The sequence below is a fragment of the Sphingopyxis sp. HIX genome, from assembly GCF_001468285.1.
In the GTDB taxonomy this organism is placed as follows: Bacteria; Pseudomonadota; Alphaproteobacteria; order Sphingomonadales; family Sphingomonadaceae; genus Sphingopyxis.
On sequence record NZ_LNSB01000001.1, the window covers coordinates 128,805 to 142,527 of the forward strand.

At 65.3% G+C, this 13,723-nt stretch carries 10 protein-coding genes; 5 read left to right on the forward strand and 5 right to left on the reverse strand.

Annotated features, from left to right (window positions below; all coding sequences use genetic code 11):
- Positions 1–88 precede the first annotated feature (88 nt).
- The 5 genes from ATE62_RS00540 to ATE62_RS00560 form a co-directional block, all read right to left on the reverse strand.
- Positions 89–3,250 (reverse strand): efflux RND transporter permease subunit, encoded by a 3,162-nt coding sequence (locus ATE62_RS00540; RefSeq protein WP_037553392.1) that lies wholly within the window; start codon positions 3,248–3,250, stop codon positions 89–91.
- 17 nt (positions 3,251–3,267) lie between these two features.
- A complete protein-coding gene (locus ATE62_RS00545; RefSeq protein ID WP_003046516.1) occupies positions 3,268–4,530 on the reverse strand; it encodes an efflux RND transporter periplasmic adaptor subunit in 1,263 nt (420 codons plus the stop codon).
- Positions 4,527–5,762 carry a TolC family protein gene (locus ATE62_RS00550; protein WP_003046513.1) on the reverse strand — a complete coding sequence of 412 codons (1,236 nt, stop codon included), beginning with the start codon at positions 5,760–5,762 and terminating at the stop codon, positions 4,527–4,529. Before ATE62_RS00550 ends, ATE62_RS00545 begins: the two co-directional genes overlap by 4 nt.
- Before the next feature lie 65 nt (positions 5,763–5,827).
- Entirely contained in the window at positions 5,828–6,166 is a 339-nt protein-coding gene (locus ATE62_RS00555) for a hypothetical protein (RefSeq protein ID WP_003046510.1), read from the reverse strand.
- A gap of 49 nt (positions 6,167–6,215) precedes the next feature.
- Positions 6,216–6,590, reverse strand: coding sequence for a DUF3703 domain-containing protein (locus tag ATE62_RS00560; RefSeq protein WP_037553271.1), 375 nt, complete (start codon positions 6,588–6,590; stop codon positions 6,216–6,218).
- A gap of 557 nt (positions 6,591–7,147) precedes the next feature.
- Between ATE62_RS00560 and ATE62_RS00565 the strand changes: the two genes are divergently transcribed.
- The 5 genes from ATE62_RS00565 (at position 7,148) to ATE62_RS00585 (ending at position 13,654) form a co-directional block, all read left to right on the forward strand.
- On the forward strand, positions 7,148–7,399 hold the full coding sequence (locus tag ATE62_RS00565) for a hypothetical protein (RefSeq protein ID WP_058818405.1): 252 nt from the start codon (positions 7,148–7,150) through the stop codon (positions 7,397–7,399).
- Between the two features lie 65 nt (positions 7,400–7,464).
- Positions 7,465–8,772, forward strand: a complete 1,308-nt coding sequence (locus tag ATE62_RS00570; RefSeq protein WP_037553274.1) for a TolC family protein — start codon at positions 7,465–7,467, stop codon at positions 8,770–8,772.
- A 109-nt stretch (positions 8,773–8,881) separates the two neighbouring features.
- Positions 8,882–10,051, forward strand: coding sequence for an efflux RND transporter periplasmic adaptor subunit (locus ATE62_RS00575; protein ID WP_003046498.1), 1,170 nt, complete (start codon positions 8,882–8,884; stop codon positions 10,049–10,051).
- A 3-nt stretch (positions 10,052–10,054) separates the two neighbouring features.
- On the forward strand, positions 10,055–13,297 hold the full coding sequence (locus ATE62_RS00580) for an efflux RND transporter permease subunit (RefSeq protein WP_003046495.1): 3,243 nt from the start codon (positions 10,055–10,057) through the stop codon (positions 13,295–13,297).
- Between the two features lie 12 nt (positions 13,298–13,309).
- The gene (locus ATE62_RS00585) at positions 13,310–13,654 is read left to right on the forward strand and encodes a DUF190 domain-containing protein (protein WP_003046493.1); all 345 of its coding nucleotides are present in this window, start codon (positions 13,310–13,312) and stop codon (positions 13,652–13,654) included.
- The last annotated feature ends 69 nt before the right edge of the window (positions 13,655–13,723 follow it).

Here is a 13,723-nt window from a genome sequence, read left to right on the forward strand (position 1 = left end):
AAAGGAGGCGGAACCCGCTTGGGTTCCGCCCCAGTCAGCACTCTCGGTTGCCGCCGACAGGGGGGAATGGCGGCCATCCGGGAGTGTCTCAGCCTTCGGGGCTGGGGACGCTGCTCGGGCGCGCCAGCTCTTCCTCTTCGGCCTTCGCGGTCCGTCGATGGACCAGGAGGTACAGGGCCGGCAGCACGAGCAAAGTCAGGATCGTCGACGAGATGATCCCGCCGATGACGACAGTTGCCAGCGGCCGCTGCACCTCGGACCCAGCCCCGACATTGAGCGCCATCGGTACGAACCCGAGCGACGCCACCAGCGCCGTCATCATCACCGGTCTGAGGCGGGTCAGCGCGCCTTCGCGGATCGCCTCGACGAGCGCTTTTCCGCGTTCGCGCAGATCCTTGATGAAGGATAGCATCACCACGCCGTTCAGCACCGCGACCCCGGACAAAGCGATGAAGCCGACGCCCGCCGAGATCGATAACGGAATGTCGCGCAGCGCCAGCGCCGCGACCCCGCCCGTCAGCGCCAGAGGCACGCCCGAGAAGACGATCGCAGCATCGCGCACCGTGCCGAACAGCATGAACAGCAGCCCGAAGATCAGCAGCAGCACCAGCGGCACGACGATCTGGAGGCGCTCGGTCGCGGACTGAAGCTGCTCGAATGTGCCGCCATATTCGATGTAGTAACCATCGGGCAGCACGACCTCAGCTTCGACCTTTTGCGTGAGCTCGTCGATGAACGAGCCCAGATCGCGCCCACGAACATTCGCCGTGATCACCGCGCGGCGCTTGCCATTTTCGCGGCTGATCTGGTTCGGCCCCGCCGCGAGCGATATCTCCGCCAGCTCCGAAAGCGGCACGAAGCCGCCGGCCGGAAGTGCAACGGGGAGATTGCCGAGCGACGCGAGATCGGTGCGAATGGCCTCGGGAAGCCGGACGATGACGTCGAAGCGGCGGTCACCCTCGAAAAGCTCGCCGGCCTGACGGCCGCCGGTCGCTGTCGAAACCGCATCCTGCACCGTTTCCATGCTGACACCGTAGCGCGCGAGCTTGTCGCGATCGGGCGTGACCGAGAGCATCGGCAGGCCGGTGACCTGTTCGAGCTTCACGTCCTGCGCGCCCGCAATCCCGCCCGCGACTTCCTCGATCGCCTGCCCCGATTCGAGCAATTGATCGAGGTCGTCGCCGAACAACTTGATCGCCACGTCGGCGCGAACGCCGGCGATCAGCTCGTTCATGCGCATCTTCACCGGCTGGGTGAACTCATAATTGTTCCCTGGCACCTCGTTCGCCGCCTTGTTGAGTTCGGCAACGAGCTGGTCGCGCGTCTTTCTCGGATTGGGCCATTCCTTCCGGTCCTTGAGCATGATGAAATTATCGGCGACCGACGGGGGCATCGGATCGGTCGCTACCTCGGGAGTGCCGATCTTCGCGAACACCCGCTCGACTTCGGGGAACTGCCTGATCCTCTTCTCCAGCGCCTCCTGCATCGCGATCGACTGGGTGAGGCTCGTCCCCGGAATGCGCATCGCGTGCATCGCGATATCGCCTTCGTCGAGGTCCGGGATGAACTCGGACCCGAGACTGGTCGCCGCCACGCCGCTCAGCGCGACAAGCGCCAAAGCACCAGCCAGCGCAGCCTTCGGCCAATTGAGGACGCGGTCGAGCATCGGGCGGTAGCCCTTGCCGAGCCCGCGCATCAGCCAATTTTCCTTTTCTTCGACCTTGCCGGTCACGAACAGCGCCACCGCGGCCGGAACCAGGGTGAGCGACAGCAGCAGAGCGGCGGTAAGCGCGAGGACGACGGTGATCGCCATCGGATGGAAGGTTTTGCCCTCGACGCCCTCGAGCGCGAAGATCGGCAGATAGACTGCGGTGATGATAATAATGCCGAAGATGCTCGGCTTGATCACTTCTGCGCTTGCGGAAGCGACTAGGCCGAAGCGCTCGTCGCGGTCGAGCAGGCGTCCGAGCCTGTGCTGAGCCTCGCCGAGCCGGCGGAGGCAGTTCTCGACGATGATGACGGCCCCGTCGACGATGAGGCCGAAGTCGAGCGCCCCGAGGCTCATGAGGTTTGCCGATGTCCGCGTCTGGAGCATGCCCGTCAGCGTCATCAGCATCGCGACCGGAATGACCGCCGCCGTGATCAGCGCGGCCCGGAAATTGCCGAGCAGCAGGAACAGGATCACGATGACGAGCAGCGCGCCCTCGGCGAGATTCTTCTGCACCGTCGAAATCGTCCGCTCGACGAGCGCGGTGCGATCGTAGAGCGGCTTGGCAACGACACCCTTCGGCAACGCACGCGAGGCTTCGACGAGGCGTTCGGCCGAGGCCTGCGCCACCACGCGCGGATTCTCGCCGATCAGCATCGAGACCGTCGCGAGGACGACTTCCTTGCCATTTTCGGTTGCGGCGCCTGTGCGGAGCCCCGAGCCGATCGCGACATCGGCGACGTCGGCGATCCGGATCGGAACCCCGCCGCGGGTGGTGACGATGATCTGCGACAGGTCACGCTCATTATTGGCCTGACCCGGCACGCGGATCAGAATCTGTTCGCCGCTGCGCTCGACATAACCGGCCCCGCGGTTGGCATTATTGGCCTCGAGTGCGGTGACGACATCGTTGAGCGAGAGATTGAGCGAGGCGAGCGAGGCCGGGTTGGGTGTCACATGATATTGGCGGGCATAGCCGCCGATCGTGTTGATCTCGGCGACCCCCGGAATCGTGCGCATCTGCGGCCGGATGACCCAATCGGACATCGTCCGGAGGTCTTCCGCCGTATAAGGCGTGCCGTCGGGTTTTCGCGCGCCCGGTTCGGCCTCGATCGAGAACATGAAGATTTCGCCGAGGCCCGTCGAGATCGGGCCCATTTCGGGCTCCATCCCGGGCGGAAGCTGGCCGCGCGCGGCCTGGAGCCGCTCGTTGACCTGCTGGCGCGCGAAATAGATGTCGGTCCCGTCCTCGAAGACGACAGTGACCTGGCTCAGGCCATAGCGCGAGATCGACCTGGTATAGTTGAGGTTCGGGATGCCCGCGATCGCGGTCTCGATCGGATAGGTGATGCGCTGCTCGGACTCGAGCGGCGAATAGCCTTCCGCCTTGGTGTTGATCTGGACCTGGACGTTGGTGATGTCGGGAACGGCGTCGATGGGCAATTTGGTCGCGCTCCACGCGCCGATCGCGCAGAGGAGCGCGACCACCGCGAGGACGAGCCATCGTTGCCGGATCGAAAAGCCTATGGTTCTGGCTAGCATGTTATCCTGCTCCCCGATCAATGGTCGTGGCCCGCGCCGGACTTTTCGATGTCGGCGCGAACGAGGAAACTGCCCTTGGTGACATAGGCGGTGCCGGGCTTGATGCCCGACAGGACCTCGGTCCATTCGGGCGACGAACGGCCGAGCTTCAGCATCCGGACCTCATAGTCCTGCCCGAAATTGGCATAGACCACCTTGAAGTCGCGGAAGGGCTGGATCGCCTCGGTGCGCACGGCAAGCGGCACGGTGACGGGGTTGACCATCACGCGGCCGCGCAAGGCCATGCCAGGGCGGAGCGTTCCCGAGCGGTTCGGGATGGTCGCGCGGATGAGCGCAGTGCCCGCCTCGACATTGCCGTCGGGCAGGAACTGCCCGAGCGGCGCGGTCGCGATTTCGGCGCCGTCCTGCGTCTCCACCGTCACCCGCATGCCCGGACGTATGATCGCGAGGTCGCGGGGGAAGATGTTGAAGACGACCGTGGTCTGCGCCGGGTCGGTGACCACATAGAGTGCGCGCCCGTCGGTGACGTCGCCGGGGTTGGCGTTGCGCTCGGCGATCACGCCGCCGACCGTCGCATATACCGGATAGACCTGGAGGCTCTCGCTCGACTCGATGCGCGCGAGCAGTTCCCCACGGCGGACGCTGTCGCCCACCGCCTTGGTCACCGAGACGACGCGGCCGGGGAACTGGCCGCGAATTTCGGAGCGGGCGGTCGGCGACAGTTGGACGGTGCCGTAGAGTTCGCGCATTTCGCCCACCGTCGCCGGTCCGACGACCGCGGTTTCGATGCCTCCGGCCTTGGCGGCGTCAGCCCCGATCCGCGTGCGCCCTTCGGGGTTCGCATATTTCCAAACGTGCCGCTTGCCGCCCGTCACCGCGACAACCTCGACGTCGAAGCTGTGCGGTTCGGTGACGACACCTTGCCCTGCGAGGAATTTGCCCTGCGGGCGGAAGGTGAAGCGATCGACGTCGCCGCCAAGCCGCGTGAGGGTGATGGCGAGCTGGACATCCTTCGGGTCGACCGGTTTGCCGTCCCGCGTTGCGAAAACGCGGAATTGCGGCTCGGTGCCATTCTCGAAGATTATGACCTCGACCGCGAAATCGCCATTCTTGAGCAATTTGCCACCGTTCGGGCCTTTGGCATCTTCCTCGCCTTCGCCCTCAGCGTGGCTTTCGCCTTCTTCATGCTTGTCTTCGCCCTCGGCTCCGCCACCGCAGGCAGCGAGAGGCACAGCAAGGAACAGCGCCGCAGCCGCGGCGGGAAATGGAAACTTCTTCATGGAATATTCTCCGCAAGGGGAGCCGCATCGAAGCGGCCGGTCAGGCGATCGATCTCCGCGAGCAAATCGCGGTAGCGTGTCATGGCCTCGGCCCACTGACCCTGGATCTGGATGATGACGTCGGCGGCATCCTGTACGTCGGCGAACAGGAACCCGCCGCGGGCATAGCCTTCGCGCACCTGGCCGAGCGTCTTCACCGCCTTGGGATAGACGTCGTTCATGATGCCCTCGGCCCGGACGCGTGCGGCGTCGGCATCGGCGCGCAGCGACGCGAGGCGCCGCAGCCGCTCGAGCCGGCTCGCTTCGGATTGGAACTCGAGCTGCCGCCGTTCGGCCTGCGCCCGGGCGATATTGCCCTGGTTGCGGTCGAACCGTCCGAGCGGGATCGAGATGCCGCCAAGAACGGCGACATCATTGGTCTCGCGAAGAAAGCGCGTGCCGCCCGAGACCGTATAGTCTTGGTGCGCACGGCTCTGCTCGACGACGACCTGCGCGCGGGCCCGGTCGACGGCGGCGTCGAAGACCGCCGCGTCGGCTTCGGCGAGCGGCGGATCGCGCGGATCGGGTTTCTCGATCCCCTCGGCGATAACGAGGCTGTCAGGCGTGCCGCCCCAGAAGGAGGTGAGCAATGCGCGTGCGGACTGCCGCTTCGCCTGGGCTTCCTTCAGGGCCAGTTCGGCTTCGAGAATGCGGGCATCGGCGCGCGTCTCGACGAAGAGCGGATCCTTGTAGCCGCGCACGCGCCTGATCGCTTCGGTCCGCATCTCCTTTTCAAGTTTGACGCGATCCTCTGCGATCCAGACCATCTGCTCGGCGATCTGGACGTCGATATAGGCGCGCTGCACTTCCTGGGCGATGTCGAGCCGGACGAGCCGCCACTGCGCCTCGGCGAGAACGACACCGCGCTCGGCAAGCGCCATTCGCGCCTCGCGCTTGCCCCCGCGTTCGAGCGGCTGCGAATAGGTGACGGTGAGTTCCGATTGCCGGAACAGGCCATAGCCGCCCGTCCCGACGCCATTGTCCATGTCGACCGACACGGTCGGATTGGGACGGACGCGGGCTTGCAGCTGGTCGGCGCGCGCGGCGTCGACCCCCGCTTCGCCCGCTCTAAGCTCGGGCGATGCAGCGATGGCCCGCTCGACCGCCTGGTCGAGCGTTAGCGGCTGGGCCCAAACGGACCCCGCCAGCAGCGCAGCCCCGGCCAACAGGGCGGCGCGCATATGGATATGCATGAATGATCACTCCTGAACGATTCGACTGAGCGCAGGCCGAAAAGGGGCCGCGCGGCAGGCGGCGTTCAGGCGAGGGGAGGGTTCAGGGGCGGTGCGAGCGCGCGCGAAGCGAGGCGCGTCGCGGGCAACGCAAAGTGCAGGCCGCCGGAAAAACAGGACAGATCGTCATGACCCGAAAGGGCCTGATCGGATGCGACCGGGCAATTATGGTGACTGCCGTGGAGGTCGGCGTCCTGCTGACCTTTTTGCGTGTCCTTGTCCGACGCATGGCCCGGCTCGACATGGTGCGAAAGATGCGAATCCGTCGCATGGTGCGTCATGCCCGCCATCGCCGGCGCAGCATTGTGGAGCCCGCTGAGCAGCAGGATGAACACAAGCAACAGGCGAAGGGTAGCGCCGGACATGGTCGCGCCCCTAACAGCGAATGACCCGTTCCGGAAGTCCAAAACCGGATCAATCGGTTCGCGCAGCGCGGCTCTCCGTCGACCGGGCCGTTTCGATCAGCGCTTCGAGGGCCTGCGGCATCGGCATCGGCTCGAAGGCGCTCACCCGCGCGCGACCATTATTCCCTGCGGGGAGGCGGCCGGTCAGCGAACCGAGCGGGACGAGCAGGAACCGCATTGCCTGACCGGTAGCTTCACGGGCATCGCCGAGCTCGATCGCATAGCGAAACATGTGCCAGTGGGAGGCGAGATGCGCGCCCATATAGGGCTGGCTCAATATATGTTCCCATTCCAGCGCCTGCCACGCAGCGGCTTCATCTCCGATTCGGCGTGATTCGCAAAACAGGCGATATTGCTCGCGCAGCAGCGGCTCGATGACGGCCATGCTCACGGGATTTACTGTCGGCGGCACCATCCTCTTTCCCCCTTTTTTGTGCAGGGCAGGCTCTTGCACCCTGTAGTAGATACAGGGTCAAGCCCTGATGTTCCGGCAGGACGCTGTGCCGCTCTGCGTCCGATTTACCCCCTCGTCTCACGGGAAGCATATCGCTCGAATGTCGTCCCGAACAAAGGAGGCGGGGGCCAATAGCGAAGCGATAGAAATAAGAGTGAAAGACAATTGTAGAATTATTGTGCTTAACGCGTGATTGTTCGGCCGATATCCTGTTTCTTGAGGCGCATCTGCAACTATAGAGGGGCAAGGTGCACTGCTCTCTTACCTCCATGAGATAAAATTACGGAGCCGGTTCGGGGGTTCGAAGAGTGCCGCCGAAGTTGATTGAAAATCTTCTACTTTTCACCGCGCCGTTTCGATGCTAGGGGCCGGTTTCAATGCGACGGGTGATCCTCTTCCTCCTGACCCTTCTCCTTGCATCCGGAACGGTTGCGGGGTCGCTCGCACATGCGACCGAGGATCGGGCCGAGGCGAGCCTTTTCGTTGCTGTGATCGAAGCCGGCTGCGTTCCCGCACCGGCGATCGAAGGCGCCGAAGTCGACAAGAAAAAATCCTCTCCCGGCGAAAAGCAGCAGGTGCCTGCCGCCGCTCATGGCTGCCACGGTCACCATTCGGGCGTCCCGGCGGAATCGCTGTCGGCAGCGACCGAAACGCCTGCCCCTGAAGCGCATACGCGCATCCTGACGGCCGCCTTGCCGCCCGTCGCCTATATCGGGACGTTCCGCCCTCCAATCGCCTGACGCTCTAGGTCTGCGCGTGCCCTTCGCGTGCGCTTCTCCCTGGAAACGTCAGGAGTCTCCTTTTCATGAAATCCATAGTTGTCGCCGCGAGTCTCGTGGCGCTCGTTGCAGGCTCAAATTCCGCGCCCGCCGCTGCCCAGTCGGCAGCGACGGAGCTGGTGGGACCGCCTTCTTCCGCAGGCGAGGCCGTGCGTACCGGCCCGCTTCCCGCTCGATTGTCCCTCGCGCAGGCGATGGAGGAAGCCGACGCGCGCTCGCCGCGCGTGGTTGCCGCCGAAGCCGAAGTGGAGGCCGCTCGCGGTCGCCAGCGTCAGGCGGGCTATCGCTACAATCCGACGCTCAATGTCGATGTCGAGAATTTCGCAGGCACCGGCCCCTACTCGGGCCTGAACGGTCTCGAAACGACCGTGTCGGTCAATCAGCGTCTCGATATCGGGGGCCGGCGCCGGTCGCGCATGACGCTCGCCGACGCCGAGTTTCTGGCCGCGAAGTACAAGTTGGAGATTGCACGCGCAGATCTTGCGCTCGATGTCCGCAACCAGTTCGCGACCGCTCTCGCGGCCCGCGATAGCCTCGCGCTCGCACGCGAAAATGAAGCGCGTGCCCGCGAACTCGTCCGCGTGGCACAGGCCATGGTCGATACCGGCAACGAGCCGCCGCTCCGTGCGTTCCGCGCCAATGCGGCTCTCGTTCAGGCCACCGCCGAGCTACGCACGGCCGAGGCCGAAGAAAGGACCGCCCGGCGTTCGCTCGCGGCGCTCCTTGGAAGCTCGGTCCCGCCTGCCGAGTTGATGGAAGGCGATATGTGGGTGGCACCGGAGACGGTGGACTCGCTCGCGACGCTCGACGTTCGCTTGGCAGAAACCGAGAAGCTGATTGCTGAAGCGCGGCTCCAGGGGCAGCGCGCCGATGGCCGGCTCGATCCGTCGGTCGGCTTCGGGGTGCGTCAGCTTCGCGACACCGGCGATCGCGCATTGATCGCCAATGTTTCCGTGCCGCTCCCCGTCTTCGACCGCAACCGCGGCAACATCTCGGCAGCCAAATCCGATGTCGCCGCCGCCATTGCGCGGCGCGAGAATGCAGTGGTCAATGCTCAGGCGGAGATCGCCAATGCGCAGGCCGAACTCGAAGCCGCAGAGGCCCGCCTCGCGGCGCTTGAGGGTAGCGGCATCGAGCAGGCGCGCGAAGGTGTCCGGCTCGCCGAACTCAGCTACCGCGCCGGCAAGTCCTCGCTCGTCGAATATATCGACGCGCAGCAGGCCTATGCGGCAACGCAGGCCGAACTGATCGCGGCGCGCCAGGCCCGGGCCGAAGCCCGCGCCATCCTATCGCGCCAGGCAGCCGCCGACGGCGATGCGGATCATCAGCCATGAGCGCGCCGAGCCTTCCAGTGGACGGAGGCGCCTTCGCCATCGTCCTTCCAAGTCAACAGGGGTGCGCCGCCGGTCGGCGCGCGAACCGCATCAACAGCGGAGATAGAATATGATCACCAAGGACAAGCGTCTCCTCGGCACTGTCGCGGGCGCCATGATACTCGCTGCCGTCACGGGCTTCGGCGTTGCACGCTGCACCGCCGACCCGGCCGCCGCGCCGGCTGCCGAAGGCGAAAAGGAAGCGGCGAGCGAAGCCCTTCCGAGCAGCCTCGCCATCACGCCCGAAGCGATCAAGGCCGCCGAGATCGGCGTCGAGACGATCGGCGCCGGCGGACTCGGTTCGGAAATCATCTCGCAAGCGACCGTTACCGCCGCGCCGAGCGGCGAGGCGATCGTCACCGCCCGCGCGGGCGGCGCGGTCACCCGTCTCTTCAAGCGGCTCGGCGATCCGGTCAGCGCCGGTGAGACGATCGCGATCGTGCAAAGCCGCGACGCCGCCCAGATTGCGGCCGAACGGATTGCCGCCGATGCGCGCTCGACGCTCGCGCAGAAAAATCTCCACCGCGAGAAGACCCTGTTCGACCAGAAGGTGTCGGCGCGCGTCGACTATGAGCAGGCGCAAGCCGAAGCCGCGGCCGCCGCGGCCGAAGCGCAGCGCGCGCGTGCCGCAGCGAGCGCCGCGCAGGTCACGCGCGATGGCAGCAGCGTCATCGTGGCAAGCCCGATCTCGGGACGGATCACGGCCGAGAACGCCAGCCTTGGCGCCTTCGTTCAGCCCGAAACCGAATTGTTCCGCGTTGCCGATCCCAGCAAGGTGCAGATCGAGGCCGCCGTCGGTCCGGCCGATGCCCAGCGGCTCTCGCCCGGAGACCGTGCGATCATCGAACTTCCCGACGGACGGACGATCGATGCCCGCGTGCGCGCCGTCACGCCCGGCCTGTCGGGCGACACGCGCTCGGCAACCGCCGTGCTCGACGTACCCGGGGCGCTCCAGCCGGGCTTGGCGGTCCGGGTGCGGCTGCTTCCGAGCCGCGGCGCCGAAACCGGTGGGCCGGCCCGTATCGTGATCGCGGACGAAGCCCTCCAGACGCTCGAAGGCCGCGACGTGGTGTTCGTCCGCACGAAGGACGGCTTCCGCGCGCAGCAGGTGACCGTCGGCCAGCGCAGCGCGGGCCGTGTCGAAATCCTCGCCGGGCTGAAGCCGGGCCAGATCGTCGCGACCAAGAACGCATTCCTGCTCAAGGCCGAACTCGGCAAGGGCGCGGGCGAGGAGGAATAAACCGTGATCGCGAAACTGATGGCGCTATCCGTCCGCGCGCGCTGGGCGGTACTCTTTCTCTTCCTCGTGATCGCGGGACTCGGCGTATGGCAGCTCACCAAGCTGCCGATCGACGCGGTTCCCGACATCACCAACAAGCAGGTGCAAATCAACACGATCGATCCGCGTCTCTCGCCGGTCGAAATCGAGAAGCTCGTAACCTATCCGATCGAAATCTCGCTCGCCGGCATTCCGGGGCTCGAGACGACACGCTCGATCTCGCGCAACGGCTTCAGCCAGGTGACGGCAATCTTCACCGATGAAACCGACCTCTATTTCGCGCGCCAGCAGGTGGGCGAACGGCTTCTCCAGGCGGGCGAGAATCTTCCCGACGGGGCCCAGCCGCAGATCGGTCCCGTCACGACGGGTCTCGGCGAGGTCGTCATGTACACCGTCGGCTACAAAAATCCCGACGGGAAGGGCGCCAAGAAGGTCGCGGGCCAACCAGGTTGGCAACCCGACGGCAGCTATCTGACCCCCGAGGGCGATATCCTCACCGACGAGATCGCCAAATCGGGCTATCTTCGCACGGTCCAGGACTGGATCGTCAGCCCGCAATTGAAGTCGGTCGGCGGCGTCGCCGGCGTCGACTCGATCGGCGGCTATGCCAAGACCTTCGTGGTCGAACCCGATCCGACCCGCCTCACCAGCTACGGCATTTCCTATAGCGAACTGGGCGAAGCCCTTGAACGCGCCAACCTCGCGGTCGGTGCCAACTACTATAACCGGGCAGGCGAGGCCTATCTCGTGCGCGTCGATGCACGCGTCCGCTCGGTCGACGAAATCCGCAACGCCGTCGTCGCGACGCGCGGCGGCGTGCCCGTGACGGTTGGACAGCTCGCCAATGTGAAGATCGGCGGCGACCTCAGAACCGGTGCGGGCAGCATGAACGGCAAGGAGGCGGTCATCGGGACCGTGCTCATGCTGATCGGGCAGAATAGCCGCACTGTTGCGGAGGATGTTTCGGCGAAGATCGCGCAGGTGTCGAAGACCCTGCCGCCCGGCGTCGAAGTGAAGGTGGTACTCGACCGCGCCAAGCTCGTGAACGCAACCGTCGGCACGGTTGAAAAGAACCTCACCGAAGGCGCGCTGCTCGTAGCGGCCGCGCTCTTCTTCCTGCTCGGCAACTGGCGCGCCGCGATCATCGCGGTGCTCGTCATTCCCTTCTCCTTCCTGATGATGGCGATGGGCATGAACGCCTTCCGGGTCCCCGGTAACCTGATGAGCCTCGGCGCGCTCGACTTCGGTCTGATCGTCGACGGGGCGGTGATCATCATCGAAAACTGCCTCGCCAGACTGGCGCACCGGCAGGAGCATGAAGGGAGATTGCTCAACCTTCGCGAACGTCTCGAGGAGACGATGCGCGCGAGCCAGGAGATGATCAAACCGACCGTCTTCGGCCAGGCGATCATCCTACTGGCCTTCGCGCCGTTGCTGATGTTTACGGGCGTCGAGGGGAAGACCTTCTCGCCGATGGCCATCACCATCATGCTCGCGCTCGTTGCGGCCTTCATTCTCGCGATCACCCTGGTTCCGGCGCTTGTCGCGCTGATGATTCGCGGCAAGGTTGCCGAGAAGGAAGTCTGGGCGATCCGCAAGTCGAAGGAGCGCTACCTGCCCTTGCTCGACAAGGCGCTCGCCAAGCCGTGGGCTTTCATCGCCGGCGGCTTTGCCTTCTTCGTCCTTGCGATCCCGGCGTTCGGACTGCTCGGCTCGGAATTCATTCCGCAGCTCGACGAGAAGAATATGGCGCTTGCCTCGACGCGCGTGCCTTCGGTGAGCCTCGAACAGTCTCTGGTCATGCAGCGCAACGTCGAGACGGCGATCTCGAGCCTGCCCGAAGTCGAGCTGATGTTTTCGAAGACGGGTACGGCCGAGGTGGCGACCGACCCGATGCCGCCGAACATCTCCGACGGTTTCGTGATCCTGAAACCCCAGGATCAGTGGCCGGCAGGTGTCGATTCGAAGGCCGATGTCGTCGAGCGTATCGAGAAAGCCGCTGGCGGCCAGCTCGGCCAGCTTTATGAAGTCAGCCAGCCGATCCAGCTTCGTTTCAACGAACTGATCGCGGGCGTTCGCGGCGACGTGGCCATCAAGCTCTACGGGGACGACCTCGACAAGATGTCGCTCGCGGCGAACGAGATGGTGCGCGTGCTCCAGGGCATACCGGGTGCGGGCAGCGTCAAGGCCGACCAAGTGGGCGGCGCTCCGACGCTCGACGTGAAGCTCGATCGCAATGCGATCGCGCGCTACGGTCTCTCGGTACAGGAGGTTGCCGATACGGTGTCGGCGGCGCTCGGCGGGCGGGAATCCGGCCTGCTCTATGAGGGCGACAGGCGCTTCGACATCACGGTTCGCGTCCCCGACGCGACCCGGGTCAATCTCGACGACATCCGCGCGCTGCCCGTGTTGCTGCCCTCCGAGGGCGGCAATCGCGGACAGATACCGCTCGCCCAGGTGGCGCAGATCCGGCTGACCGAAGGGCTCAACCAGATCAGCCGCGAAAATGGCAAGCGGCGCGTCGTCGTGCAGGTGAACCTCGAAGGCCGCGATGCGGGATCCTTCGTGGCCGAAGCGCAGGCGAAGATCGCCAATGTGAAGCTTCCGGCGGGCTATTACCTCGAATGGGGCGGGCAGTTCGAAAGTCTGCAGGCCGCATCGCAGCGGCTCTCGATCGTGGTGCCGCTCTGCTTCGCGGGCATCTTCATCCTGCTTTACATGGCGCTCGGCACGTTCGGGCGCGCGACCGCCGTGTTCCTCGCCGTGCCGCTTGGGCTCGCGGGCGGGGTGTTCACTCTCGCGCTTACGGGCATCAACTTCTCGGTGTCGGCGGCGGTGGGCTTCATCTGCCTTGCCGGCGTCGCGGTGCTCAACGGTCTCGTCGTCATGACGGCGATCCGCGAACGGCTCGAGAATGATGTCCCGCTCACGGAGGCAATCCGCGAGGGCATGACCGAGAAGATGCGTGCGGTGATCATGACCGGCTTCGTGCCCGCGATCGGCTTCGTGCCGATGGCGATCGCGACCGGCACGGGTGCCGAGGTGCAGAAGCCTCTCGCGACGACCGTCATCGGCGGTCTCATCGCGGCGACCATCCTGACGCTGCTCGTTCTCCCCGCGATCGCAAAAGTCGTCCTCGGGGCGAACTGGCAGCCGAAGTTCCTCAAGCGAAAAGCGGAGTCGGCGGTCCAGCCGGTCACGGAATAGGGAGAGACTGTCATGACAAAAGCATCCAAGCTCTTGCGCATCTACACCGATGAATCCGCCTTCTTCGGTGATCAGCGGGTCTTCGAGTTCATTTCCGAACTCGCTCGCCAGCAAAAGCTGGCAGGCGTTACGGTGCTCGAAGCGGTTCTCGGTTTCGGTCGCTCGGCGCATCTCCACCGCAAGCATGCGCTGGAGAATGACCGGGCGGTCGTGATCGAGATCATCGACGAGGAGCAGCGGCTCCGCGACTTTGCGGCGCAGCTGACCGAAATACCGGACATCGGGCTCATCACGCTCGAAGCGGTCGAAATCCTCGGCGGGAAATCCGCCGCGGAGCCCCCCGATGTTCAGAGCTGACCGGCATCTTGCCGGTCTACACCGCGGCGCAGGTCCCCGGCCTGCGTCGCGGACCAGCTCGTGCGAGCG

What these genes read in the sequence shown, in the direction of transcription:
- ATE62_RS00540 (WP_037553392.1), bottom strand. Translation starts at nt 3,250, where the DNA reads ATGCTAGCCAGAACCATAGGCTTTTCGATCCGGCAACGATGGCTCGTC.
- ATE62_RS00545 (WP_003046516.1), bottom strand. Translation starts at nt 4,530, where the DNA reads ATGAAGAAGTTTCCATTTCCCGCCGCGGCTGCGGCGCTGTTCCTTGCT.
- ATE62_RS00550 (WP_003046513.1), bottom strand. Translation starts at nt 5,762, where the DNA reads ATGCATATCCATATGCGCGCCGCCCTGTTGGCCGGGGCTGCGCTGCTG.
- ATE62_RS00555 (WP_003046510.1), bottom strand. Translation starts at nt 6,166, where the DNA reads ATGTCCGGCGCTACCCTTCGCCTGTTGCTTGTGTTCATCCTGCTGCTC.
- ATE62_RS00560 (WP_037553271.1), bottom strand. Translation starts at nt 6,590, where the DNA reads ATGGCCGTCATCGAGCCGCTGCTGCGCGAGCAATATCGCCTGTTTTGC.
- ATE62_RS00570 (WP_037553274.1), top strand. Translation starts at nt 7,465, where the DNA reads ATGAAATCCATAGTTGTCGCCGCGAGTCTCGTGGCGCTCGTTGCAGGC.
- ATE62_RS00575 (WP_003046498.1), top strand. Translation starts at nt 8,882, where the DNA reads ATGATCACCAAGGACAAGCGTCTCCTCGGCACTGTCGCGGGCGCCATG.
- ATE62_RS00585 (WP_003046493.1), top strand. Translation starts at nt 13,310, where the DNA reads ATGACAAAAGCATCCAAGCTCTTGCGCATCTACACCGATGAATCCGCC.